The 26,963-nt window shown below is 55.8% G+C and carries 18 protein-coding genes; 9 read left to right on the forward strand and 9 right to left on the reverse strand.

The window, feature by feature from the left end:
* The first annotated feature begins 218 nt into the window (after positions 1 to 218).
* Both GF1_RS08675 and recQ read left to right on the forward strand, forming a co-directional pair.
* Positions 219 to 2,342: a mechanosensitive ion channel family protein gene (locus tag GF1_RS08675; RefSeq protein WP_267926136.1), complete on the forward strand. Its 2,124-nt coding sequence runs from the start codon at positions 219 to 221 to the stop codon at positions 2,340 to 2,342.
* 346 nt (positions 2,343 to 2,688) lie between these two features.
* Positions 2,689 to 4,851, forward strand: a complete 2,163-nt coding sequence (gene recQ / locus GF1_RS08680; protein ID WP_267926137.1) for a DNA helicase RecQ — start codon at positions 2,689 to 2,691, stop codon at positions 4,849 to 4,851.
* Positions 4,852 to 4,874: 23 nt separating this feature from the next.
* Here recQ and GF1_RS08685 read toward each other — a convergent pair whose 3' ends face one another.
* The 3 genes from GF1_RS08685 to GF1_RS08695 form a co-directional block, all read right to left on the reverse strand.
* A complete protein-coding gene (locus GF1_RS08685) occupies positions 4,875 to 7,124 on the reverse strand; it encodes a PAS domain S-box protein (RefSeq protein ID WP_267926138.1) in 2,250 nt (749 codons plus the stop codon).
* A gap of 9 nt (positions 7,125 to 7,133) precedes the next feature.
* Positions 7,134 to 8,609 carry a DUF7125 family protein gene (locus GF1_RS08690; RefSeq protein ID WP_267926139.1) on the reverse strand — a complete coding sequence of 492 codons (1,476 nt, stop codon included), beginning with the start codon at positions 8,607 to 8,609 and terminating at the stop codon, positions 7,134 to 7,136.
* Between the two features lie 196 nt (positions 8,610 to 8,805).
* Positions 8,806 to 10,014, reverse strand: coding sequence for a cation diffusion facilitator family transporter (locus tag GF1_RS08695; protein WP_267926140.1), 1,209 nt, complete (start codon positions 10,012 to 10,014; stop codon positions 8,806 to 8,808).
* Between the two features lie 256 nt (positions 10,015 to 10,270).
* Between GF1_RS08695 and GF1_RS08700 the strand changes: the two genes are divergently transcribed.
* From GF1_RS08700 to GF1_RS08710, 4 genes are all read left to right on the forward strand, one after another.
* Positions 10,271 to 10,534 (forward strand): FeoA family protein, encoded by a 264-nt coding sequence (locus GF1_RS08700; RefSeq protein WP_267929128.1) that lies wholly within the window; start codon positions 10,271 to 10,273, stop codon positions 10,532 to 10,534.
* 79 nt (positions 10,535 to 10,613) lie between these two features.
* Positions 10,614 to 10,802 carry a FeoB-associated Cys-rich membrane protein gene (locus GF1_RS16480; RefSeq protein ID WP_353740409.1) on the forward strand — a complete coding sequence of 63 codons (189 nt, stop codon included), beginning with the start codon at positions 10,614 to 10,616 and terminating at the stop codon, positions 10,800 to 10,802.
* 2 nt (positions 10,803 to 10,804) lie between these two features.
* A complete protein-coding gene (gene feoB / locus GF1_RS08705) occupies positions 10,805 to 12,973 on the forward strand; it encodes a ferrous iron transport protein B (RefSeq protein ID WP_267926141.1) in 2,169 nt (722 codons plus the stop codon).
* Between the two features lie 36 nt (positions 12,974 to 13,009).
* Positions 13,010 to 13,687: a response regulator gene (locus GF1_RS08710; RefSeq protein WP_267926142.1), complete on the forward strand. Its 678-nt coding sequence runs from the start codon at positions 13,010 to 13,012 to the stop codon at positions 13,685 to 13,687.
* Positions 13,688 to 13,730: 43 nt separating this feature from the next.
* Here GF1_RS08710 and GF1_RS08715 read toward each other — a convergent pair whose 3' ends face one another.
* Together GF1_RS08715 and GF1_RS08720 are read right to left on the reverse strand one after the other, a co-directional pair.
* Positions 13,731 to 14,282 (reverse strand): hypothetical protein, encoded by a 552-nt coding sequence (locus tag GF1_RS08715; RefSeq protein ID WP_267926143.1) that lies wholly within the window; start codon positions 14,280 to 14,282, stop codon positions 13,731 to 13,733.
* Positions 14,279 to 14,839, reverse strand: coding sequence for an RNA polymerase sigma factor (locus GF1_RS08720; RefSeq protein WP_267926144.1), 561 nt, complete (start codon positions 14,837 to 14,839; stop codon positions 14,279 to 14,281). Before GF1_RS08720 ends, GF1_RS08715 begins: the two co-directional genes overlap by 4 nt.
* Positions 14,840 to 15,360: 521 nt before the next feature.
* Between GF1_RS08720 and GF1_RS08725 the strand changes: the two genes are divergently transcribed.
* On the forward strand, positions 15,361 to 15,960 hold the full coding sequence (locus GF1_RS08725; RefSeq protein ID WP_267926145.1) for a DUF6448 family protein: 600 nt from the start codon (positions 15,361 to 15,363) through the stop codon (positions 15,958 to 15,960).
* Between the two features lie 126 nt (positions 15,961 to 16,086).
* On the opposite strand, the gene ltrA (GF1_RS08730) is transcribed toward GF1_RS08725, so the two are convergent.
* The 4 genes from ltrA (GF1_RS08730) to GF1_RS08745 form a co-directional block, all read right to left on the reverse strand.
* Entirely contained in the window at positions 16,087 to 17,355 is a 1,269-nt protein-coding gene (ltrA, locus tag GF1_RS08730; protein ID WP_267926146.1) for a group II intron reverse transcriptase/maturase, read from the reverse strand.
* A gap of 839 nt (positions 17,356 to 18,194) precedes the next feature.
* Positions 18,195 to 19,463: a group II intron reverse transcriptase/maturase gene (gene ltrA / locus GF1_RS08735; protein ID WP_267926147.1), complete on the reverse strand. Its 1,269-nt coding sequence runs from the start codon at positions 19,461 to 19,463 to the stop codon at positions 18,195 to 18,197.
* A gap of 822 nt (positions 19,464 to 20,285) precedes the next feature.
* Complete coding sequence (ltrA, locus tag GF1_RS08740; protein WP_267926063.1) at positions 20,286 to 21,554, reverse strand: group II intron reverse transcriptase/maturase; 1,269 nt, start codon at positions 21,552 to 21,554, stop codon at positions 20,286 to 20,288.
* An 803-nt stretch (positions 21,555 to 22,357) separates the two neighbouring features.
* The gene (locus GF1_RS08745; RefSeq protein WP_267926148.1) at positions 22,358 to 23,719 is read right to left on the reverse strand and encodes a tetratricopeptide repeat protein; all 1,362 of its coding nucleotides are present in this window, start codon (positions 23,717 to 23,719) and stop codon (positions 22,358 to 22,360) included.
* A gap of 584 nt (positions 23,720 to 24,303) precedes the next feature.
* Here GF1_RS08745 and GF1_RS08750 point away from each other — a divergent pair.
* Both GF1_RS08750 and GF1_RS08755 read left to right on the forward strand, forming a co-directional pair.
* The gene (locus tag GF1_RS08750; protein WP_267926149.1) at positions 24,304 to 25,647 is read left to right on the forward strand and encodes a sensor histidine kinase; all 1,344 of its coding nucleotides are present in this window, start codon (positions 24,304 to 24,306) and stop codon (positions 25,645 to 25,647) included.
* A 250-nt stretch (positions 25,648 to 25,897) separates the two neighbouring features.
* Positions 25,898 to 26,905: an AAA family ATPase gene (locus GF1_RS08755; protein WP_353740456.1), complete on the forward strand. Its 1,008-nt coding sequence runs from the start codon at positions 25,898 to 25,900 to the stop codon at positions 26,903 to 26,905.
* The last annotated feature ends 58 nt before the right edge of the window (positions 26,906 to 26,963 follow it).

Consider the following 26,963-nt stretch of genomic DNA (forward strand, 5'->3'; position numbering starts at 1 on the left):
ACCTGTCCGCAATCCGGCACCTCCTGCTCCGGATAACAGCGGTCTGCTGTCTTCTGCTGTCTGTATGTATTGCCCCGCATGCCATGGCGGGGTTGTCCCTGCCTGGATTAAGCAAGCCGGACCAGAACCCTGTCGGATCTTCTGCCGGGCTGGAAAGCGGGACTGCACCCACGAAAGAGACAGGCAGCCTGCAAGACAGTCCCGAAACGGATATTCCCGTGCCTTCTCTGCGTACGGCAAGCCCGCTGGTCATTGACAAGATATTCAAGCAAACGCTAGAGGAAAGCGAGTATCTTGTCTCACGCTTCAGGCTCCAGATACACGGAATACAGCACCTGCCCGGTGAACTGGCAAAGATATGGAATAAAATAGAAGATGGACATGCGCCCGGTTATCCCCTTCAACTGACGCTGACAGCCTTTGCCATTATCACCACAGCACTGCTCATCGAATATCTTGTCCGGCGTCTCACAGGTCCTTTCCGCAACCTTATCGTCACATTCGACACCTGCAACCTGATGCAGCGCTCCTGGTGCATCTTTCTAAGGGCTGTGTCTGAATGTGCGTTTCTTCTCCTCTTTTTCTTTGTCAGCTTTATCCTTTACTTCATTTTTCTGCCCCGCACCGGTCTGCCCTACCTGTTTGGCGGCTCCATATTCAAAGCGGTCTACCTGGTTCGTATCATCCATCTTATTTCCACCCTGTTGCTGGCTCCCAGATATTCGACCCTGCGTATTCTACCAGTGAGTGACTGGACAGCCCGGTTTCTGTCCAGATGGATTTTTATCGGTATAATCCTTATTGCCTTCCTCGGACGGATCGGTTTCCTGTTCAAGAAGACCCACGCAGACGAAGCGGCCTTTCTGGCTCTTGCCGGCCTGTTTGTCCTCGTTACCTGCACCATTTTTGCCGCCATCATTCTGCGCAGCAGGAAGCGCGTGGCCGAGGCAATACGCCGGACAGAACTGCATGCAGGCAACGAGGCCGCATCACCGCTTATCCTGCGTACTGCCAGAACCTGGTATATCCCGGCCATGATCCTGATCTTCCTGCTGGCCTTTGTCTGGGAGATCAGGGTGCTGTCCACCGGTAAGATTTATTTCGGCAAAGTACTGCTCTCCAGCATGCTGCTGCCGATCTTTTTTGCTGCCGATCACTGGGGGCAGAAACTCTTTCTTTTTGCCTTCCACCGCTCCTGCCAGCAAAAGAGTTCTCCGATCAATCGGAACAGGACCGAAGAAAACGGTTCGCAGCAATCCCCTGACCCTCGGTTGACACCTGACATCTTTCTTGTCAATTATTTTCCCAGATTGCGGACTGCCTATCGGTTGCTGCTGATGGCTCTTTTCACCTTCCTGGTCCTCTCGATCTGGGACATCGACATTGTCCATGCCGGACAGGCCTTTACCCAGTCACTGCTTCTGGTTATCACCGTACTGCTGATAGCGTACCTGATATGGCACCTTTTCAGATCCTGGATCGACACCAAAATCCAGCTCGAAATCCCGGAAGAGGACGAAGAGGCGGACGAAGGAGGCAAGGGAGGGTCCCGGCGCGGTACCCTGCTGCTCCTTTTTCGCAAGGCAGTGCTGACACTGCTTTTTATCATCACCACCATGGTTGTCCTCACATCGGTTGGGGTCAACATCATACCGCTCCTTGCCGGAGCAGGAATCCTCGGCCTTGCCATCAGCTTCGGCGCCCAGTCTCTGATCACCGATATCTTTTCCGGTCTTTTTTTTCTCATCGATGACGCGTTCCGACTTGGTGATTACGTAGACTGCGGCGGCGCCAAGGGCACGGTGGAACATATTTCCCTGCGTTCCCTGCGACTCAGGCACCACCGGGGAATGGTCCATACCATTCCTTTTGGCCAGATCGCCACGGTCACCAACTACACCCGCGATTACATTATAATGAAGCTGGACTTCCGGGTCCGCTACGACACCGACGTGGAGAAGGTGCGCAAGATCATAAAGCGGATTTATAAAGACCTGCTGGCAGATCCGGAATTTGGCCCGAAACTGCTGGGCAAGCTGAAATCACAGGGGGTGTACGCCATGGATGATTCAGCAATGATCATGCGGGTCAAGTTCACCACCCGGCCCGGCGATCAGTTCGTTCTGCGCAAGGAAGTCTATCGCCGTATACAGGAAGCTTTTCGCGAACATGGCATCGAGTTTGCCCACCGCAATGTTACAGTGTACGTTCCCCCGGAGGTAAAAAATGATCTGCAGAACCGTTCTCCGGAAGAAAAGATCAGCAAACTCGGCGCGGCTGCTGCGGCGGCTGTTATTCAGGGAGGAGAAGAGCAACAGCAGCAGAAGGAAGACTCCAGGTAATTCAGAGCAGCACATGACCTGTTTTGGTTTGCTTCTCTTCAAGTCGCTTCTTCCGGCAGCCTCAACCTGAAACATAAAAATTGTCCACCCATAACCCTCGCGGACGTAATTTTTATTTAACTCATCATCCTGAACCATATTTCGATTGGGCCCAGCCAAAAAGAACCTTGAAAATTATCCCGAACCCACCACACGTCGAGATAACTTCCAGATAAACCAGCATGGCTGGACCAGGTAAGCGACCGAAGGGAGACTCCGGGTTTCGGCACGGCCCATCCACAACAACCTATTAAAATCACTATGGAATTACTATAATCTGTGGTGATTTTCGGATAAATTGCTTTCCATGTCCTCTGTTTCTTCAGACCATATTTACAAAATACTGCGTGATACCTTTGGTTTTGACTCGTTCAGAGAAAACCAGGAAGAGGTGGTCCAGGCCCTGATCCAGGGCCGCGACGTATTCACGGTCATGCCCACCGGCGGCGGCAAATCGCTGTGCTACCAACTGCCGGCATCACTTATGGACGGCACCTGCGTGGTCATTTCGCCGCTTATCTCGCTCATGAAAGACCAGGTGGACCATGCCCGGCATCTGGGTATTCCGGCCGCCTGTCTCAACTCATCCCTCAGTGCCAGGGAACGAAGCGGTGTCCTTGAAGATTTCACCGGTGGCCAGCTCGACCTGCTTTACCTGGCTCCCGAGCGGGTGGCGCTGGCCGACTTTTCCAGCCTGCTGCAACGGGTGAAACTCTGTTTCATTGCCGTGGACGAGGCCCACTGCATCTCGGAATGGGGGCACGATTTCCGGCCCGATTACCTGCAGCTCACCGAACTGCGCAGGCTGCTGCCCACTGTGCCCCTGGCCGCCTTTACCGCTACCGCCACCCACCGGGTCCAGACCGACATCATCAAGCGGCTCAACCTGCATGACCCCCTGGTGGTCCGTGCCTCATTCAACCGACCCAATCTCCACTACGCGATCTTTCCAAGAGAAAATATCCTGCGCCAGATCCACCAGGTCGTCCGGGAACAGGATGGGGAACCTGGTATCGTTTACCGGCTCAGCCGGGCCGACGTGGACAAGACCGCCCTCTACCTGCAGGAACATGATATCCGCGCCCTGCCCTACCACGCCGGGCTGGACGGCGGGGTCCGCCAGCAGAACCAGGAGGCCTTCAACCGGGACGAGGTGCAGGTCATCGTCGCCACGGTGGCCTTTGGCATGGGGATCGACAAGTCCAATGTCCGGTTTGTCATCCACGGGGACCTGCCCAAGAACATGGAGAGCTATTACCAGGAAACCGGCCGGGCCGGCCGGGACGGGGAGAAAGCATACTGTGTGCTGTTCTTCCAGCGCGGTGACATGGGACGGCTGGGTTATTTCCTCAACCAGATCGACAATGAGGAGGAGCGACGGGCCGGCTGGAAAAAACTGGAACAGATGGTCTCCTATTGTGAAAGAAGCGTCTGCCGTCGTCACCAGATCCTGAGCTATTTCGGGGAAGAATATCCGCGGGATAACTGTGGTGGCTGCGATGTCTGCACCCGGGGAGTGGAAGAGGTGGAGGCCACCACCGAGGCCCAGATGCTTATGTCGGCCATCTATCGCACGGGACAGCGGTTCGGAGCCACCTACATCATCGACATCGTCACCGGGGCTCGAACCAAAAAGATCCTGGAACTTGGCCACCACCGGCTCAAGACCTACGGGGTGGGCAGCAAAAAGCCAAAGGCCTTCTGGCGCAGGCTCACCGATGCCATGCTGCAGCACGGGTTGCTCCGGGCCACCGGGGACCGCTATCCACTGCTGCAGATAACCCCCAAGGGCGAGGATGTGCTCTTTGGCAGGCAACCCTTTACCTATACCCGCCTCATCCACCCGGAGCAAAGCCAGGAAGCGGCCCGGAAAGAGCTGAGTCCCAATCCGGAACTGTTCACCATCCTGCGCGAACTGCGTCGTCTCCAGGCAGAGGCCGAAGATGTGCCGCCCTACGTGATTTTCTCCGACCGGAGCCTGCGGGAGATGGCCACCTTCCTGCCAGCCACAGACCGGGAGATGCTCACCATCCACGGGGTGGGACGTATAAAGCTCGAACGCTACGGCCAACGCTTTCTCTCCGCCATCCGGTCCTGGCTCGAGAGACATCCCGAGGTGGAGAAGCCCGCAACCAGCGTATCACCCCTGCCGGAAAAAACAAAACCGGTCGCCGGCGCCAGTGTGGAGGAAAGTGGCCGACTGGCCGCCGAGGGAATGACCCTGGAAGAGATCGCCACAAGGCGGGGTCTCAAACCAATGACCGTTGCCCAGCACCTGGAGACCTGGCTCGAGCAGGGAGGAGATGTGGATATGGACCGGTTACTCAGCGCGGAAAAGCAGGCCCGGCTCAAGGTAGAATTCGAAACCCATGGCCTGGCCTACCTCAAGCCGGTGGTCGAATCCCTGGAGGGTCTTGTCAGCTTCGACGAAGCCAGGATCATGCGAGGCTACCTCAGGAGACAACAGTAGCCTCCGCGATAACGCCCCTTTTTCTACTCTTTCCTGCCCTCAAGGGCCTTTCGTACCGCCCTGGCCAGGTCTTGCACACCGATGGGTTTCATCAGCAGCTGGTTCACCCCGTTTTTCCCATCCCTGTAGGCGCTGAGTTTGTCACTGTAGCCCGTGCAGATGATGATCGGTATGTCGGGGCGGATCTTATGCAGCTCCTCAACCAGCTGTTCGCCGCTCATCCCCGGCATGGTCATATCGGTGATAACCAGGTCAAAACCGTCTGGATCCTGACGGAGTTGATAGAGCGCTGCCCCGGGATCGGTGGTGGCCCAGACCGTGTACCCCAGCCGCTCAAGCATCTGCCTGCCCAGATCTGCGATCATGGGCTCATCATCGACAAAGAGGATTCGCTCTCTTCCGCCGGGAACCTGAGACAGCTCCCTGTGGGCCCGGTCAGCGCTCTCGGCACGAACCACCGGGAAATAGAGTTCGAACACGGTTCCCTTCCCCGGTTCGCTCTCGACCGAAATGACCCCGCCGCTGCCGGTAACGATTCCATGTACCGTGGCCAGTCCGAGACCGGTACCGCGATCCTCTTCCTTGGTGGTGAAATAGGGCTCAAAGATTCTATCCTGGATCTCCTCGGGTATACCGCAGCCGGTATCGCCGACCCGCAGCACCAGATAGGGTCCCGGCCGCAGACCCGGATGGGAGGCGGCAAACTCCTCGTCCACCTCCACCGGCCGCAGACTGACCGACAGGATGCCTCCGGTCCCGGCCATGGCGTGCTGGGCATTGGTGCAGAGATTCATGATCACCTGGTGGATCTCGGTGGGGTCAGCCAGTACACACTCCCGGCCCGACCCGATCTGCTGTTCGATATGAATATCCGCCGGCAGGGCGGCCCGAATCAGTTTCAGGGCTTCCTTGATCACCAGCCGGATATCGAGGGGGGACTTCTCCTGCTTGGCCTGGCGACTGAACGAGAGTATCTGGCGGACCAGGTTCTTGGACCGGTTGGCCGCCAGCAGAACCTGATCCAGATACTCGGCAAGCTGGCTGTCCGGCGGAACAGCGGTCTTGCAGAGCTCGGTATAGCCCATGATCGGGGTGAGGATATTGTTGAAATCGTGGGCGATGCCGCCTGCCAGGGTACCGATGGCCTCCAACCGCTGAACCCGCTGGCGCACCTTCTCAAACTGCCGCTCTTCGGTCACTTCCCGGCGAACGGAAACAAAATGGGTAATCTCGCCATGTTCGTCAAAGACCGGTGAAATGGTGGCCTCCACCACATAAATGGACCCGTTCCGGTTGCGGTTGACGAGATCTCCCTTCCAGGTCCGGCCACTGTAGATGGTTTCGTGGAGAGATCGGTAAAAGGATTCGTCATGCCGACCACTGCGCAGGAAACGGGGTGTGTGGCCCATGGCCTCATCCCGACTGTAGCCGCTTATCTTCTCGAACCCTGCATTGACAAAGATAATCTTTCGATCCCGGTCGGTGATGATGACACTCTCGGCGGCAAACTCCATGGCCTTGGACAGGAGGAACCGGTCCTGTTCGGTTTGCACCAGGGTGGTGATGTCGCGGCAGATGCCGCCCACTCTCTTCCTGCCATCGGCGAGCTGGACCGGAAAAAGGGTAACGTGACGATGGACGGGACCATGATCGCCAGGCAGGCTGTATTCCAGGGTCCGGACCCGGTTCTGGGCCAGGCCCCTGGCACATTCCCGCCGCAGGGAACGGGCGATGTCGGCTGGAAATACATCCTCCAGTGGTCTCCCCATAAGATCATCACTGCCCGGGGAGCCAAGGTGGCTGAGACGATTGTTGGTGGCAATGAACTCGCCCTTCTCGCTGAGCATGAAGATGTGGTCTTCCGACGACTCAACCAGGGCCCGGATCTCCTCGCTTTTTTCCGCCAGGGCCGCGGTCTGGTGCCGCAGGCGGAGAAAGACATTGATCCGGCTGACCAGTTCGGCCTTGGACAGGGGCAGGCGCAGGCAGTCATCAACCACCCCGGAGTTGAGCCAGTCGGCCGCACTGCCACGGTGATCGAGGGCGACGATAATCGGCAGGAAGACCGGATCTGCCTGTTTGAGCCCCAGGAGAAACGACCTCCCGCACCGGGTGGCGGACGGCGCATCGAGCAGAACCAGGTCAGGCCCTTCCAACACAGCCTCGTCCAACCTTATAACCCTGTGGTCAAAGGAGGTGAGATGATCGCGTACCAGCCGCTCATCGGCGGGCCGGGCAAAGGAGATGGCTATCGTTCCCTGCAGCTGTGTCACTGGTACCCATTACAGCTCAGGTTTAGTGCCCAGATCCTCCACATGGGGTACTCCAGTGAGTAAGCCCCGCAGGCGGGTCAGTTTTTCGCCCACCAGGATCCCCTCTTCCGTGATCTTGAATTCCCGCAGGTCACTTTGAAAATTACCATGTCTCTTCTTCAGGCAGGCCACCACCTTGATGATCTCACCGGAGTACTCGGCGTACCGGAGCATCAGGACGTTATCGGTCAGGTAACTGACTCCGTCTTCGGAGATGCGCAGATCACCCATGATGTACTGCATCTCGTTGAGCAGAAAAAGGGAGGCCCGCTTGCGACGCAGATAATTGAGTATATTCTGAACATTGGCCGCCATGTTGCCGAATTCGTCCATGGCCAGTTGATAGCCGCGCAGGCTGTCGATGATAATGATCCGCCGGCCTTGTTCCTCCACGTCCCGGCGGATGATCTCCAGAAACTCATCGGGATAAAGTTCCAGCGGATTGACTTCGCAAAGAGCTACGGTTCCATCCTCCAGGCAGCCGTTGAGGGGAATACCGATCCCCTGGCACCGGTCCAGGATTGATTCAGTGCCCTCTTCAAAACAGTACATGATTCCCCGGGTTCCCCGGCGGGCGGCCTGGACCAGAAAATGGGTTGCCAGGGAAGATTTTCCTGTCCCGGATGGGCCGGTGAGCAGGGTGCAGGTGCCCATATGGAAGCCGCCCATGAGCAGCTCATCAAGTGACTCGATACCGGTTGAGAGCAGAGCACTATCGCCGCCGGGTCGTTTGAGGATTTCCACACAGTGGGGGTAGACGACGATACCTTCATCGGTGATACGCATGGGATGGCGGCCGGACAGATAGCTGCTGCCCCTGAACTTGGAAATCTCCAGGGTGCGGATCTCAACCACCCGCTCCTTGGAAATTTCACTGTGCAGCCACAGGATTCCGTCCACGGCCATGGCAATGGACTGCTCCCGCTCAAGTTCACCGGGCTCGAAGAGCAGCAGGGAGAGGCACTGGCGTCGGGAAAGATGGTTGATCAGCTGCTGGACGTGCTTTCTGTACTGGTACTCGTCGGTGGAGAGGTAGCGCAGGTTGGTCACCGAGTCAATAACCAGCCGATCGGGCTCATACTCCTCGATGGCGGCGTGAATCTTCTTCCATATGGATTCCTCTTCCACCTCGCCGGGCGAAAACACCGAATACTCACCATTGGTTTTCGGTTCACCGTCGGACAGGGTCATATCCACCAGGTTGATGCCTTTGAGTTGCCAGCCAAAACTGGCGGCATCGCGACGGATGGTGGTAACCGATTCGGTAAGGGAAAGAAAGAGGCAGCGGCTTTTGCTCTGCTGGCACTGACGCAGAAACTGAAGGGAAAGGATAGTCTTGCCGGCCCCCGGGCCACCGACCAGAAGATAACTTGACGCCGGGATGAATCCTCCATGGAGAATCTTGTCAAGTCCGGTGACACCGGTGGGGATACGACGTACAGTCATGGTGGTTTCTCCTGGCACACTGATTTGTTCCTGAGAGCTCTGAAAAAATCCTTTGTCTGCATCCTGTTCCTGCAGGTCAAAACCCTGGTAGAACGAGTGGTTACCGGCGGCAACACGTGGTGTCATCAAGAGCTTAACAGGGCAGTTCCACTGCGATTTATCGTACCTTATTTTATATGGGACCGGGCAAGGATAGTCAAGTTGAGGGAGCTGATTTTTTCCCGGAAGGCGGCATTTCCTCTTCCCCCTCTTTATCCGTGGTGCGGATCTCGACCCCGGCCTCCCGCAGCAGCTGGACAGCGGTGCCCTCATGGAGCCGGGGGACAAGGATTTCATCCGGTTTGAGGGACAGCAGCCAGTTACCCACCAGCAACCCCTTCTTGCGCTCGGCATGGAGATGGGGATTTTCGACAAATTCCCTCTTCAGTACCCGGCCATTGCGGGTATCCACGGTTTCGACCAGGAACCAGGGCGCCCGGGTAAAATGCTCGCAGACGTCCCCTTCCGGCCGCTCAACCGGAGTGATGCGGCGGATAATATGATCGGGATGGTAATGGGGCCGGATCCGGGCCATGACCACCCGGGGGAAGCGGGCAGGAATCAGCTCCTCGAGCCGGTCGGCCACATGGTCGGCAATCTTGTGGGACGGGGTGTGCATGACCACATCCATGTCGAGGATAAAACGGCCCCCGGCGGTCCGGCTCAAACATTCTTTCACCCGGGTGATGCGGGGATGGCTTTCGACAAAGGCGATGATCTCCCGTTCCGTTTCCCGGTCAATGGAGGCATCGAGCAGGTCCTTCAAGGCGGTAATCAGCAGAGAAGCACCGGCCCGAAAGACAAAGAGTGACACTACGGCTGCAGCCCAGCGGTCCACCTGGTAGCCAAACCGGGTGGCAACCAGGCCGATGAGGACCACGGCCGTAGACAGGGCATCGGCCAGATAATCGCGGGCATCGGCCTGCAGGGCTGGAGAATCGAAGCGACGCCCGGCCCGCAGCTGATAGATACCAAAGCCAAGGGCAACCACCAGCGAAACAAAGGCCACGGGCAGGGCAATGGTGGTATCGGGCAGCCGTTCGGTGCCGAACAGGGCCTGGCGACCGATCTCATAGCCGGCCACAATCACGGCGATGGAGGTCACCAGCGTGGCAACTGTTTCCGCCTTGTACAGGCCGTAGGGAAAGGAGGGATGTTCACGGCTGGCGACCCAGAGTCCGAGCCAGGCGGCCATGGAGGCCAGGACGTCGGTGGCTGAATGGATGGCGTCCCCGATAAGCGCCGTTGAACCGGCGGCAACCCCGGCAATACCCTTGCCTGTGGCCAGACAGAGATTGAGAACAATGGAGATCGCGGCGCGGCGGCGGGCGGATCTGAGATTGGCACGGGATATATCAGAACTCATCGAGACCAGCGCTCTTGGACTGTGTGGAGGTTGCAGAGTATGCTACAGGAAAACATGGCCCAGACAATAATGCTCCAGGAAAAAATAACAAGCTGATATTTGATAAAAATTATCAAAAGTTATCCTTGCAAAATGTGTTGACAGTGCTCATTGTTTGGTGTACCTAAACTTACAAAAATCACCGGAGCGCAATATGAGCAAGAACAATCCGAACATGCTGTTTCGCTGTCTCAAGGGCAAGAGAAATAAATGTCGGATGAGACGTGGGTGTGCTGGGCCATCACAGGCAGGCGTGATTGAGCCCCTCTCCCGGACCTGCTGCCGGGGAAAGGTTAAGGTATGCCGGATAACCGGCGACCGCAAGCTCTGTGCGAGGATGGCCTCTATGGGACTGCTGCCCGGCTCGGAACTTGAGTTGATCTGTCCCGGCCATGGCCATAACTGCATGGTGAAAATCGGTGGAGGAACCCTCAGCCTGGATATGCCGCTGGCGGAAAACATCTATGTGACCCCAGTGTAGTTTTTTTCTCTCGTCTCTCTCTTTTTTTTGCCCTTGTTTTAGGGAGCCCTAATGCCTGATTACACCCATTGGTGAGCCTATGCAGAACTCTATTGTCTTCATTATTGTAGTGGTCATTGCGCTGGGTTTTATTATCCGGCTTTACAGAAGGCTTGTCAGTAAAACGGTTTCTGGCTGCGGCTGGGGCTGCAGCCACTGTTCTTCAGACTCCGGGAGCTGCAGCTTCAAGCCGCCGGAGCCCGATGACACCACAGAGGAAAAACCGTAACCATGCCTGAAATCAAAATCGCCCTGGCCGGCAATCCCAATGCCGGCAAAACCACCCTTTTCAATCACCTGACCGGGGCCCGCCAGCATGTGGGCAACTATCCCGGGGTTACGGTGGAAAAAAAAGAGGGCTTTTTCCAGCACAAAGGGCAGGAAATCCATGTTGTCGACCTGCCCGGCACCTATTCCCTGACCGCCTACTCGGTGGAAGAACTGGTGGCGCGGGATTTTCTGGTGGGGGAACGGCCTGATGTGGTGGTCGACGTGGTCGATGCCTCCAACCTGGAGCGCAATCTTTACCTCACGGTGCAGTTCCTGGAACTGGGCGTACCTCTGGTCCTGGCCCTGAACATGGTGGACGTGGCCCGGAGCCGCGGCATCACTATTGATACCGGGAAGCTGAGCCAGCTGCTGGGGGTGCCGGTTGTGCCCATCATCGCCCGTTCCGGTGAAGGGGTCGAACAGCTCATGGACACGGTTGTGGCGGTGGCAGCGGACAATAAGGCCACTCTTTCCCCGGCCCTACTCCGCTACGGCCCTGACCTGGACCCGGTGATCACGAAAATGACCGCCATCATCGGGGAACACCAGCTTCTGACCGACCTCTATCCGCCCCGGTGGACAGCGCTCAAGATTCTTGAAGACGATGACCAGATCCTCGACAAGATCAGGAAGGCCTCCCCGCCCCTGGCCGATGAGCTGCTCCAGCTCAGCCAGACCGTCACCGCCCATCTCCAGCAGACCCTGGACGTCTATCCCGAGGCGATCATTGCCGATCACCGGTATGGATTTATCAAATCCCTTCTCCGCCAGGGGGTGGTCACCCGCCAGTTCCGCACCGACCGGCTCTACGCCTCGGACCGGATAGACAAGGTGGTCACAAATCGGGTTCTGGGGCCGATAATCATGGCCCTGGTTCTTTTTGGCCTCTATACCTTCACCTTCAACTATTCTTCTGTCTTTGTCGACTGGCTGGCCGCTGGTTTCAGCTGGCTTGGTGATCTCGCCGATACCACCCTGCCGGACGGCCCGCTCAAATCCATGATCATCTCCGGCGCCATCGATGGTGTCGGCGGTGTACTTGGCTTTGTTCCGATTATCATGTTCATGTTTTTCGGTATCGCGGTCCTGGAAGACTCGGGCTATCTTGCCAGGGTGGCCTTTATGATGGACCGGATATTTCATTTTTTCGGCCTGCACGGCTCCTCGGTCATGCCGTTTATCATTTCCGGCGGTATTGCAGGCGGCTGTGCTGTTCCCGGTGTGCTGGCAACCAGGACCCTGCGTTCGCCCAAGGAACGGATGGCAACCCTTCTGACGGTACCCTTCATGAACTGTGGCGCCAAGCTGCCGGTGCTCACGCTTCTGATCGGCGCGTTCTTTTCCCGGCACCAGGCCAGATACATGTTTCTTGCCACGGTTGCGGCATGGCTGGTGGCCCTGTTTGCGGCGAAATTCCTCCGCATGACCGTACTCAAAGGCGCCTCCACGCCCTTTGTCATGGAACTGCCGCCGTACCGGCTGCCAACCCTGCGGGGCCTCATGATCCATACCTGGGAACGGACCTGGGAATATATCAAAAAGGCGGGAACCGTCATCCTCGGCATCTCCATTCTGCTCTGGGCCATGATGACCTACCCCGGCCTGCCCGAGGAAACACGGAGCGCCTTTGATCAGAAGCGTCAGGAACTCAGCCAGATTATGTCCGCGGAAGAGATGGACCGTGCCCTGCTGGCCATTGATCAGCAGCAGGCCGAGGCCGCCCTGCGCCACTCTCTAGCCGGCCGGATAGGCACGGCGCTGGAATCGGTTTCCCGGGTGGCCGGCTTTGACTGGCGGACCAACATCGCGCTGGTGGGGGGTTTTGCCGCCAAGGAAGTCATCATCTCCACCCTGGGCACGGCCTATTCGCTTGGTGAAGTTGATCCCGAAGCATCGGGATCTCTCAAGGACCGGCTGATCGCCGATCCACACTGGAACCCGGTCACCGCCCTGGCCGTACTGGCCTTTATCATGTTCTATTCGCCCTGCTTTGTCACCATTGTTGCCATTGCCCGGGAGGCGGGTTCCTGGAAATGGGCTTTTTTCTCCATGGCTTTCAATACGGTCTTTGCCTTTATCCTGGCAGTGATTATCTATCAGACTGGGATGCTGCTTGGTTTTGGTGGGTGATAACACAACCCGCAAAGAACAAAGAATAAACAAAAAATGCGGATTCTTGTCATAGAAGATGACCGGAAAATCGGCTCGTTCCTGCAGAAAGGGCTGCAGGAGGCGGGATACGCTGTTGATCTGGCATCAGATGGTGAGGAAGGGCTTGACGCCATGCAATCAGGCGTCTATGACGCTGCAGTTGTCGACCTCATGCTGCCAAAGCTCGACGGACTGACCCTGATCGAGCGCATCCGCAATCAGGGAATCACCACGCCGGTGCTCATCCTCAGTGCCAAACGATCCGTGGATGACCGGATCAAGGGGCTGCAGCAGGGAGGCGATGATTACATGGTCAAGCCGTTTTCCTTTGGCGAACTGCTGGCCCGTATCCAGGCCCTGATCCGGCGGGACAACCGGTCTGCCGAGACCCACAGCCTGAGTTTTGCAGATCTGCACATGAACCTGCTCACCAGGGAAGTTACCCGGGGAGGACAGGTAATCAACCTGCCGGCCCGGGAATTTGCCCTGCTCGAATACATGCTGCGCAACCAGGGCCGCATCCTTTCCAAGACAAGCATTCTGGAAAAGGTATACGATTACAGCTTTGACCCCCAGACCAACGTGGTCGACGTGCTGGTCTGCCGCCTGCGTAACAAAATCGACAAGGATTTTGACAGCAAACTGATCCACACCGTTCGCGGTATGGGCTATGTCCTCAAACAGGACAGCTGATCTTTCCGGCCTGCCCCACTGTAACCAAACGGCTCCAGTGGACTCACGACAGTAAAGAATGCTGGTTACGGAATCGCAAGTATGTAACCAGTTCAAAGCCAATCACGCTGCCAAGCGTTCCTCCTGCAAACCATGGCAACGCGCGAGTCCACTTAATATCAGCCCCCAGCAGATAGAACAACATCACTGCAAACAGGGCTGCAGTGGGAAAGTAAACAAGCACTGACCGCTCTATGGCTTTCATCTCAACCTTTCTGAGGAAAAAAGGCGCAATCACAGCCCCGCCACTTAAAAAAATCATTCCGCAAACAAGCATGAAGCCAACACCTTCTGAGTGTTGCACCAGGTCAGCCAGGTGGTCATGCTTTGTGAATCCTACCTCGAACTGGGGACAGAAAAACAGGGTAAGAGTCGCGCAGACAGCCTGTATCCCGCCAAGTTTGGCGAAAATTTTCCAAAGGGCGGGGCGCAGATCATCACCGATGGTGGCCCTGAGCTTTTCTGTCAAAATCGCCGGAGGAGTGACGGGGTCAGAATCGACAAACTCAAGAAATTCCTTTTCCCAGTCACTATATTCTTCTTTCCTGTCTCTCATGTCACATCCTCGGGCTTGATAATTTTTCTCAACTTTTTCAAAGCCCTGCTCACAAGTTGACGGGCATTGGAGGAAGTGGTCCCCAATGTTTTTGCAATGTCCTCAAAGGAAAAATCTTCACCATAGCGCAGCTCAATGGCATGGCGCTGCTTTTTGCTGAGGTCCACGTTTTCGGGCAATAATCCGTCCAGGTTATGCTTATCCTCAACCTGGAGGGCCGTCGGGGTCACCTCCAGCTCATCCAGGGACACATCATGGTATTGTTTTTCCTTTTTCCTGTAGTGATCAATCAAACTGTTCCGCAGCACCGCATATAACCACGGCTCAAAAGGAAATTCACTTTTGTACCGTGACCGGGAATGGTGCAGCCTGAGAAATACATCCTGAAAGACTTCATCAATCTCGGCCCGATTTCTCAGTCTTTTGTGTAAATAGCCATACACCAGGGATTTATACCTGTCATAGAGGCAATTAAACGCCTCCATATCTCCCCCCTGATACAGAACCATGAGCTCTGATCCACCCATGGAGGTGTATGACTTTTTATTTTCATTCATAGATATATTCGTCAGGGAGTGCTGTTTTGTGACATGAACTATCCCATCCCCTCAAAACCAGCTTAACCGGGGTGTCGGTTTTTACTTGACCAGCTCAAAGAGCGCAAGCCCAAAGCAGCAGGGCTTGCCGTGCAGTCAGGGCACACAATTTCCCTTTATCCCCCTCCTCATGCCCGTGCCCGTGAATAAACTACCTCAACTGGATAAATGAAAAACTTTTCCCCTCGTCATCCGCCATACCCTCCCGAAGGATCGCCCCTTACCTTCACATTACTATCCAGCTGATACTACAGACTTTCCAGCTTACAAACAGGCGCTTTGACAGTGCCATTTCAGGCGGCCTCGGGCCAAGGGGACAGAATTTTATCAACCCGGCAAAAAAATAATTGTCACAAACCCGGGCTCGTCTGCGAACTCAACAGTATAGCCGCATCGTATTGGTCGCGGGCGGCACCCTGGCCGGGAACATACCGTTGTAAAGACCGTTAAACACAACCTGAATCAAGGAGAGCTTACCAACCATGAAACCACGCAAAACCATTCTGATCACCCTGTTTGTTCTGGTATCTTTACCCCTTGTTACCGTAGGGAACGCTTTGGCCCACTGCGACACCGTAGACGGCCCGGTGGTCAAAACAGCGCGGATTGCACTTGACAGGGAAGATATCACCCCTTTGCTGAAATGGGTCCGACCGGACAAGGAAGATGAAATCCGGGCCGCCTTTCAGAAAACTCTGGCCATGCGCGCCAAAGGACCGGATGTCAAAGAGTTTGCAGACACCTACTTTTTCGAAACCCTGGTCCGCATCCACCGCGCAGGGGAAGGAGCACCCTACACGGGACTGAAACCCGGAGGAGCAGTGGACCCGGCGGTTGCCCTGGCTGACAAGGCCCTGGAGAACGGCAATGTTGACAAGCTGGTCACAGTCCTCACCAATGCGATGGCAAGTGGTATCCGGGAGCGTTTTCAGCTGGTCAAGGAAACCAGGAAACATGCGGATGATTCTGTGGCAGCCGGCCGGGAATTCGTCGAATCCTACGTTACCTTCACCCACTACGTGGAAGGGCTCCATGGACTGATCAAAGGCGGAGCAGCCCATCATGGCGAAGCAGGGCATTGATTACAGTCCTCCATAACCAGAGTAAAAACAAAATCGAGTAGGGTGAGGCAAGGTAATTAAGCTTGCCTCATCCCTCTCACAGAACCGTACGTACGGGCCTCGTATACGGCTCCTGTTTATTTTCCTTCATACTGAAACAGAAATTCCGGTCTGTACAGATGCGAGGTCAAAGAGCCCCATTTCCCCATGCAGGCAGCTGTTGGGAAGGGCATAATGGCTCAGTGGACTTGCTGCATTGGCCCAGGAGTTCATCTTGATACTTTTGAACTCTCCTCTATAGCCCAGCTGTCTCAGTCTGCGGTGTAGCCTGCGCGGCTTTTTCCACAGCTTCAACTGAACAGCACGCAGCCGTCTTCTGATCCACCTCATCAGCCGAGAAAACTCACCCTTGCAGTTCGCTATTCGAAAGTAGTTGGCAAAACCCCTCAGCAACCGGTTGAGATCGGCTATCACCTTCTCAAGGTTCACCGGGGAGTTACGCCGGGTCATCGCCTTGACCTTCGCCTTGAAGGCCCTCACCTTGCCTCGCTGTATTCGGGTCATCACGGAGTGGATACAAACTCCAAGAAATTTAATCCCTTTGAGGCTGTGGCTTATATGGGTCTTTTCCTGGTTGACGGTCAACAGCAGTTCTTCTTCAAGATAACGACTGGCCTGGTTCAGTGCATTTTCGGCTGCGCTCTTTGACTGGCACAGGATCAGGATGTCGTCCGCATAGCGGACGATGCGGTGGCCACGATTCTTCATAAACTGATCGAAGGAATCAAGGTATACGTTGGCAATCAACGGGCTGATAACTCCGCCCTGCGGACTGCCGACCTCGCTGGCCTGCCAACCATCTCCTGTCAGAACACCGCTTTTCAAAAACTTCTCCAGCAGACCAAGAATACTTCCATCGCTGACCCGGCGACGAAACGAGGCAAGGATCAGGTCATGGTTCAACGTGTCGAAACATTTCGACAGATCCATGTCCACTACCCATTTCCGCTCGTACGTCCGGATGAACATCGTGGCCTTGCTGATCGCCTGGTGACAACTCCGACCAGGACGGTAGCCGTAGCTCGACGGATGGAAATCGCGGTCAAATATTGGTTGAAGTATATCCAGCAGGGCCTGCTGTACCACACGGTCACGGACTGCAGGTATGCCGAGTAGCCGTTTCCCGCCGTTCAGCTTCGGGATCTCCACCCGTCGCACGGCCAGCGGTTGGTAGCTCTTGTCCTGCAGTTCCGTCAGGAGATGATCGATATTGGTCGCAAATGAGCCGGCAAAATCATCGATGGACTGGCCGTCTATACCGGCAGCTCCTTTCGAGAATTTCACCTTGTAGAATGCCTTGACCAGGTTCTCCCGGCTCAGCATTCGATCATATAGGCTGTACCAGACTTCAACCATGCTCCTGTCCTGCGTTTCCCTTCCTCTATTTCCACCCGGAGACTTCGGTTCTTCAATGGGCGCGACCGCTTTCTATCCTCATGGGCAATATACGATCAACACTCCCATCTACTCCGGTGAACGGCCAAAATCGGCAGAGGACCTGTCACGGCATACCGCCGATAGCGTGCCCCGTCCCGTCGGACGGCTTGTGTTCAGTCTGCCAGGTGTCCATAGATTCCGGAAAACCTTCAAATAAACTTCATCCCTTCGCAACAGATATGGCTTTTGGCTCATAACTGCCCCCAACGAACCAGGCCGTTGGGTCATCCCGGTTTTATCCTCCACACTGTTACCAGGCTTCACAGGCCGGAATTTCATCACTACTACGGAATCATCTGCCACCTCACACCGCTTCGATCCGCCTTGGATTTCTCCTTGTGCTTCTCTTTTTCCGCTTAATGCGGAAACAGTGCAAGGCTTCCCCGGTTAAGGCGAACTCCCTGTGAGCGACCACATCCTCAATCACGTATCAGGACTGACCAGGTATCGGGCTTCGCGCTATTTAGGACGCTTACCCTCCTGATACGCCGAATCAGGTTCGCTTGCGCTATGTGCCGCTCACCTCCTATCGCTTCCTTCAGACCCTGCCGTTACCAGCAACGCCCTCGAAGTCTGCGCTTATCTGCGATTCGGATTGTCTTCCCCCTGGTCAGGGTGACGCCTGCTTAACACAGGCTGGGTTTGCCCGCCATGCCGGGCAAACATCGAGTAGGGTGAGGCAAGGTAATTAAGCTTGCCTCATCCCTCTCACAGAACCGTACGTACGGGCCTCGTATACGGCTCCTGTTTATTTTCCTTCATACTGAAACAGAAATTCCGGTCTGTACAGATGCGAGGTCAAAGAGCCCCATTTCCCCATGCAGGCAGCTGTTGGGAAGGGCATAATGGCTCAGTGGACTTGCTGCATTGGCCCAGGAGTTCATCTTGATACTTTTGAACTCTCCTCTATAGCCCAGCTGTCTCAGTCTGCGGTGTAGCCTGCGCGGCTTTTTCCACAGCTTCAACTGAACAGCACGCAGCCGCCTTCTGATCCACCCCATCAGCCGAGAAAACTCACCCTTGCAGTTCGCTATCCGAAAGTAGTTGGCAAAACCCCTCAGCAACCGGTTGAGGTCGGCTATCACCTTCTCAAGATTCACCGGGGAGTTACGCCGGGTCATCGCCTTGACCTTCGCCTTGAAGGCCCTCACCTTGCCTCGCTGTATTCGGGTCATCACGGAGTGGATACAAACTCCAAGAAATTTAATCCCTTTGAGGCTGTGGCTTATATGGGTCTTTTCCTGGTTGACGGTCAACAGCAGTTCTTCTTCAAGATAACGACTGGCCTGGTTCAGTGCATTTTCGGCTGCGCTCTTTGACTGGCACAGGATCAGGATGTCGTCCGCATAGCGGACGATGCGGTGGCCACGATTCTTCATAAACTGATCGAAGGAATCAAGGTATACGTTGGCAATCAACGGGCTGATAACTCCGCCCTGCGGACTGCCGACCTCGCTGGCCTGCCAACCATCTCCTGTCAGAACACCGCTTTTCAAAAACTTCTCCAGCAGACCAAGAATACTTCCATCGCTGACCCGGCGACGGAACGAGGCAAGGATCAGGTCATGGTTCAACGTGTCGAAGCATTTCGACAGATCCATGTCCACTACCCATTTCCGCTCGTACGTCCGGATGAACATCGTGGCTTTGCTGATTGCCTGGTGACAACTCCGACCAGGACGGTAGCCGTAGCTCGACGGATGGAAATCGCGGTCAAATATTGGTTGAAGTATATCCAGCAGGGCCTGCTGTACCACACGGTCACGGACTGCAGGTATGCCGAGTAGCCGTTTCCCGCCGTTCGGCTTCGGGATCTCCACCCGTCGCACGGCCAGCGGCTGGTAGCTCTTGTCCTGCAGTTCCGTCAGGAGATGATCGATATTGGTCGCAAGTGATCCGGCAAAATCATCGATGGACTGGCCGTCTATACCGGCAGCTCCTTTCGAGGATTTCACCTTGTAGAATGCCTTGACCAGGTTCTCCCGGCTCAGCATTCGATCATATAGGCTGTACCAGACGTCAACCATGCTCCTGTCCTGCGTTTCCCTTCCTCTATTTCCACGTGGAGACTTCGGTTCTTCAATGGGCGCGACCGCTTTCTATCCTCATGGGCAATATACGATCAACACTCCCATCTACTCCGATGAACGGCCAAAATCGGCAGAGGACCTGTCACGGCATACCGCCGATAGCGTGCCCCGTCCCGTCGGACGGCTTGTGTTCAGTCTGCCAGGTGTCCATAGATTCCGGAAAACCTTCAAATAAACTTCATCCCTTCGCAACAGATATGGCTTTTGGCTCATAACTGCCCCCAACGAACCAGGCCGTTGGGTCATCCCGGTTTTATCCTCCACACTGTTACCAGGCTTCACAGGCCGGAATTTCATCACTACTACGGAATCATCTGCCACCTCACACCGCTTCGATCCGCCTTGGATTTCTCCTTGTGCTTCTCTTTTTCCGCTTAATGCGGAAACAGTGCAAGGCTTCCCCGGTTAAGGCGAACTCCCTGTGAGCGACCACATCCTCAATCACGTATCAGGACTGACCAGGTATCGGGCTTCGCGCTATTTAGGACGCTTACCCTCCTGATACGCCGAATCAGGTTCGCTTGCGCTATGTGCCGCTCACTTCCTATCGCTTCCTTCAGACCCTGCCGTTACCAGCAACGCCCTTACGATTCGGATTGTCTTCCCCTGGTCAGGGTGACGCCTGCTTAACACAGGCTGGGTTTGCCCGCCATGCCGGGCAAACATCGAGTAGGGTGAGGCAAGGTAATTAAGCTTGCCTCATCCCTCTCACAGAACCGTACGTACGGGCCTCGTATACGGCTCCTGTTTATTTTTCCTTCATACTGAAACAGAAATTCCGGTCTGTACAGATGCGAGGTCAAAGAGCCCCATTTCCCCATGCAGGCAGCTGTTGGGAAGGGCATAATGGCTCAGTGGACTTGCTGCATTGGCCCAGGAGTTCATCTTGATACTTTTGAACTCTCCTCTATAGCCCAGCTGTCTCAGTCTGCGGTGTAGCCTGCACGGCTTTTTCCACAGCTTCAACTGAACAGCACGCAGCCGTCTTCTGATCCACCTCATCAGCCGAGAAAACTCACCCTTGCAGTTCGCTATCCGAAAGTAGTTGGCAAAACCCCTCAGCAACCGGTTGAGGTCGGCTATCACCTTCTCAAGGTTCACCGGGGAGTTACGCCGGGTCATCGCCTTGACCTTTGCCTTGAAGGCCCTCACCTTGCCTCGCTGTATTCGGGTCATCACGGAGTGGATACAAACTCCAAGAAATTTAATCCCTTTGAGGCTGTGGCTTATATGGGTCTTTTCCTGGTTGACGGTCAACAGCAGTTCTTCTTCAAGATAACGACTGGCCTGGTTCAGTGCATTTTCGGCTGCGCTCTTTGACTGGCACAGGATCAGGATGTCGTCCGCATAGCGGACGATGCGGTGGCCACGATTCTTCATAAACTGATCGAAGGAATCAAGGTATACGTTGGCAATCAACGGGCTGATAACTCCGCCCTGCGGACTGCCGACCTCGCTGGCCTGCCAACCATCTCCTGTCAGAACACCGCTTTTCAAAAACTTCTCCAGCAGACCAAGAATACTTCCATCGCTGACCCGGCGACGGAACGAGGCAAGGATCAGGTCATGGTTCAACGTGTCGAAGCATTTCGACAGATCCATGTCCACTACCCATTTCCGCTCGTACGTCCGGATGAACATCGTGGCTTTGCTGATTGCCTGGTGACAACTCCGACCAGGACGGTAGCCGTAGCTCGACGGATGGAAATCGCGGTCAAATATTGGTTGAAGTATATCCAGCAGGGCCTGCTGTACCACACGGTCACGGACTGCAGGTATGCCGAGTAGCCGTTTCCCGCCGTTCGGCTTCGGGATCTCCACCCGTCGCACGGCCAGCGGCTGGTAGCTCTTGTCCTGCAGTTCCGTCAGGAGATGATCGATATTGGTCGCAAGTGATCCGGCAAAATCATCGATGGACTGGCCGTCTATACCGGCAGCTCCTTTCGAGGATTTCACCTTGTAGAATGCCTTGACCAGGTTCTCCCGGCTCAGCATTCGATCATATAGGCTGTACCAGACGTCAACCATGCTCCTGTCCTGCGTTTCCCTTCCTCTATTTCCACGTGGAGACTTCGGTTCTTCAATGGGCGCGACCGCTTTCTATCCTCATGGGCAATATACGATCAACACTCCCATCTACTCCGATGAACGGCCAAAATCGGCAGAGGACCTGTCACGGCATACCGCCGATAGCGTGCCCCGTCCCGTCGGACGGCTTGTGTTCAGTCTGCCAGGTGTCCATAGATTCCGGAAAACCTTCAAATAAACTTCATCCCTTCGCAACAGATATGGCTTTTGGCTCATAACTGCCCCCAACGAACCAGGCCGTTGGGTCATCCCGGTTTTATCCTCCACACTGTTACCAGGCTTCACAGGCCGGAATTTCATCACTACTACGGAATCATCTGCCACCTCACACCGCTTCGATCCGCCTTGGATTTCTCCTTGTGCTTCTCTTTTTCCGCTTAATGCGGAAACAGTGCAAGGCTTCCCCGGTTAAGGCGAACTCCCTGTGAGCGACCACATCCTCAATCACGTATCAGGACTGACCAGGTATCGGGCTTCGCGCTATTTAGGACGCTTACCCTCCTGATACGCCGAATCAGGTTCGCTTGCGCTATGTGCCGCTCACTTCCTATCGCTTCCTTCAGACCCTGCCGTTACCAGCAACGCCCTTACGATTCGGATTGTCTTCCCCCTGGTCAGGGTGACGCCTGCTTAACACAGGCTGGGTTTGCCCGCCATGCCGGGCAAACTAAAAAAGAACGGGGGCCTTCGGGCTCCCGTTCTTTTTCTGCCACCGGGCAGGCAGTATATCGTCCCCTGCACTTCTAGCTTTTTCGGGCTTCCCCTGACGGCTGAACGTTTTTCTGCAGTACATAGAGGCGTCCATCTATCCAGCCGCACTTTTCCCGACGGATTCCCTGGGTTCGAGTGGCCCGAACCGTAAAACCGTGCTCGGCTGCGAGTGTCCTGAGATAGGTGTCGTCATGGGCATAGCGGCCTGATTCCCGCAGGACATATCCCCTCTTCTTCTCTCCGGCCGCATAGTCTTCCACTGAAAAGAGCAACCACCCGCCCGGAACAGTAGAGGCTGCCATGGCAGCAAAAACGGGTTGCAGATCTCCGAGATAGATAAAGACATCGGCGGCCAGCAGCAGGTCAAACCGCTGGTCCGTGTTCCCCAGAAAGGCCACGATGTCACCCTGATGCAACCGGTCATAGACTGCTTTGGCCCGCGCCTGGGCAAGCATACCGCTGGAGAGATCCACACCGGTCAGGTCACCGACCAGGTCCCTGAAGACCTGCCCGGCAAGACCGGTGCCGCAGCCGAGATCCACCCCCCGGGCAAGGGGGAGACCTTCCGGAGCCAGATCATCGAACAGGGTGCGCAGATCCCGTGGCACGGTATAGCCCAGAACCTCCTGGATATGGGTATCAAAATGGCCCGCGTAGCGGTCAAAAACGTCCTGCACATAAGATGGCGGCGCTTGAGCAGTGGTCTGGCCGGTACATGCCGCGAGCAGGTGGCGGGCAGGCGCGTGCCGGGGATCCTGCTCCAGCACCTGCTGCAACTGCTCTTTTGCCTGGCCCGACCGGCCGTCACTCAGGTAGACACCGGCCAGGTTGTAGTGCATGCGCACGTCACCGGGCACCAGATCCAGACTGCGGCGAAAACAGTCTGCCGCCTCCTGTAACCGGTCCATCTTGGCATATACCACCCCCAGGTTGTTGAGGGCCAGGGGATAATCCGGCTCTTCCTGCAGGGCCAGTTCCAGATGATGTGCCGCCTCGGCTGTCCTGCCCAGGTCGGCAAGCAGCTTGCCCAGGTTGTTATGCGCTATGGCATTTGCCGGATCAGCCTGCAGGGCGCGGCGATAACAGAACAGCGCCTCCTGCCCCTGTCCCTCTTCCTCATGCAGGGCCCCGAGATTGATATGGATGGATGGATCCTGGGGTGCCTTTTCCAGGGCCTGCCGGTAACACTGGATAGCCCGGTCACGGCGGCCAGTGGTGGCATAGAGAAGGCCCAGGTTGGCAAGCACCTTGGGATGACCGGGCAGGATACCAAGCACCTGGTGGTACGCTTCTTCTGCAGCCTCCATATTGCCCTGCTGGTGCATGGCCACGGCCCGGGTAAAGAGCTGCTGCGGATCTGATGTTATCGTGTCGGAAGGTTGCCGGTACTGCATTGGGATATTGAAAACAGAGATACGTTCGGGTTCCGTGACATCCTGAAGAACAGCCAGGTGCCACAAAAGTCCTCATGAGCGATCGATCCTCTGCAGACAAAAAATACACCAGCAAAAGCGGGTGGACAAGGGGACAAAACAGGTATTGGAAAAACTTTTCTGATTACCATCAATCTTCAGCATTGAAACCGGTGTCGACCTCACCCGTTTCACGGGACGCCATAAACCCGTCCCTGGGGGCTTGACTGTGGCCATCCAGGCCACAGACACCCGTGAAACAAGTGAGGCCGACACCTTCAGGCATCGGTGGCTGAATTTCAGTGGTAATCACAAAAACTTTTTTGCAGTTAAGGAAAGTGGTCCGTACGGACAATCAGGAATGGTCTTTTCAGTCTCAGAGTGACAACAGCCCGGCTCGAGTATATGATAACTCCAGCCAGGCACAGGCGCCCTGATCCAGAAGCGGCGGCCTCACGCTGTGTGGCGTGGAGCGGCACGAGAGTGAGACAAAAAAAATCTTCACGACCTCTATCCTGTCATTTGTATGGCTTATGTTTTTTCCCAGGCGAACTGACTTTTCCGAAATGACAACACTCCTGCGCCGCAGCCTCCCCTGCCTGGCCGTGTATCTGATTCTGCTCCTCGCTGTTCTGCTGACCATGCAATACATCCTGCAAACGCAGGCACGAACTGAAACCGGGAAGCTCCTGGCTCATTCCATCGAACTCCTTGACCGGACCGGTATCAGGGGAATACAGCACCATTTTACGGTGCCATCTGCCTATGGAGCCGGTTTTCTGCGGGTCACCGGCCCGGACGTCCAGCTCATCCTGGTAACGGGAAATGATACGGAATCTGTCCCTGACTTCAACACATTGCCCCCAGTACTGAACAAGACATGGATCAGCCTGGATGATCCCGGACAGCACGGCAGCTGGACCATTCTTTCCCGGAAAACAGCGGACGGATTGACCGTCCAGCTCGGTCTCGATACCCGGAAACTGTTTGCCCTGTATCAGATGCTGCGCCAGCGCATTCTCTGGTTAGGGCTTTTACTGTCTCCGCTTGTCCTGGTGCCGGCCTGGTACTGGCAAAATAAGCAACAGCAACAGGTCCGGCAGCTCTGCCGGATCATCGATCAGACTGCCCGGAACCCGCAGTCGCCTGCTCTGACGAATGATTTTTCCCAAAACGGTCCTGAACTCGTCCAGGCGGTCAGGCGGCTGCTGGAACGTCACGAGCGGCTGGCCACGGAACTGCGTGAATCCATGGACAATGTGGCCCACGACCTGCGCACGCCCATGACCCGGCTGCGAACAATTGCAGAATACGGTCTGCAGGAAGAGGATCCTGACAGATTACGCGATGCCCTGGCCGATTGTCTGGAAGAGTCGGAGCGCGTGCTCTCCATGCTCCACACCATGCTCAGCGTGGCCGAGGCCGAGGCCGACACGGTCCAGCTCAACCTGCAGCCGGTTTCGCTTGCAAAAATCCTTCAGGATGTCCTGGAACTCTACGAAATTATCGCAGAAGAACAGGATGTTCATATCGAGTACCTTCAAGAGGCTGATCCTGTGGTGGAAATTGATCCTCCACGTATGCAGCAGGTCTTTGCCAACCTCCTTGACAATGCGATCAAGTACGGCGCCACCCGGGTAACCATCACCCTGAAACAGCAAGGCAACCTGGCAATCGTGAGCATAGCCGACAATGGCATGGGCATCTCTTCTTCCGAGATAGAACGCATCTGGGAACGCCTCTATCGCGGAGACCGGAGCCGCAGCAAACAGGGGCTCGGCCTGGGGCTGACCCTGGCCCAGGCCATGGTCATTGCCCACAAGGGGCATATCGAGGTACAGAGTGAACTGAACAAAGGCTCGACCTTTATCGTTTCCCTGCCCCTTCCCTCCCACATTACACATCTGTAATCTTCCCGAAAGGTTCCGGTAAGAATAACCGGTTATTTTTGATTCTGCATTCAGGGTCCCGGCTTCAGAAGTTGGGATACTTCCTGCTGATCAGCAGAGAAAGCTGCATTTGCAGAAGACTGAAACAGGTTCCAGCAATGGTGTCCCTCAAAGAGATAACATCGCTCATATTCGTACAAAAGGAGCACCCATGATCAATCAAGCCACAGACAGCAGCAGCACTATCCCGCCGGTTCCCCGGGGCGTGGCGATGGACCAAAAGACGGCAGAGCAACCTGATATCAAGGCATTAAACAGCGCGGTCAAACAGGCGGCCGCCTGGGTTGAGCCCCTGCAAAACGAAATACGCCGGGTTATCATCGGCCAGGATCATCTGATCGAGCGGCTCCTGGCAGGGCTTTTGACCGGCGGCCATATCCTGCTCGAAGGATTGCCCGGCCTGGCCAAAACCCTGGCGGTAAAAACCCTTTCCCAGGCCATTGCCACGGATTTCCGAAGGATCCAGTTCACGCCGGACATGCTGCCGGCAGATATCATTGGTACGGAGATCTATAATCCCCGTGACACCTCCTTTGAAGTCAAGCAGGGACCGATCTTTGCCTCCATGATTCTGGCCGACGAGATCAACCGGGCGCCGTCCAAGGTTCAGTCGGCCCTGCTGGAGGCCATGCAGGAAAAGCAGGTGACAATCGGCGAGCAGACATTCCGCCTTCCCGAGCTTTTTCTGGTGCTGGCAACCCAGAACCCCATTGAACAGGAAGGCACCTATCCCCTGCCCGAGGCCCAGGTGGACCGGTTCATGCTCAAAGTGGTTGTGGATTACCCGAGCATTGAAGAGGAACGGGCCATTCTCGATCAGGTGGAACACACGGATTCCAGCACCATGGTCCGGGCCATTATCTCGCCCGATGATATCCTGGCGGCACGCAGGGTGGTGGACTCCATCTACCTTGATGACCGGCTCAAGGATTACATTGTTTCCCTGGTCTATGCCACCCGGGACCCGCGCCGGTTCAATCTGGATCTGCAGGAGTACATCGAAACCGGTGCTTCGCCCCGGGCCACCATCAACCTGAAAGTGGTCGCCCGGGCACTCGCCTTTTTAAACGGCCGCGGCTATGTCATTCCCGACGACATTAAAGGTTGCGCCCTGGATGTCATGCGGCACCGAATCCGGATCAGTTACGAGGCAGAGGCCGAGGACATCACCAGCGAGGATATCATCAGGAAAATTCTCGATACCATTGCCGTACCGTAGAGCATGGGAGTTGTGCGTTGGAGGTCAGGCCAGACATGTCGAGAACGCTCGTTTATTC

Source organism: Desulfolithobacter dissulfuricans (assembly GCF_025998535.1).
GTDB classification, from domain to species: domain Bacteria; phylum Desulfobacterota; class Desulfobulbia; order Desulfobulbales; family Desulfobulbaceae; genus Desulfolithobacter; species Desulfolithobacter dissulfuricans.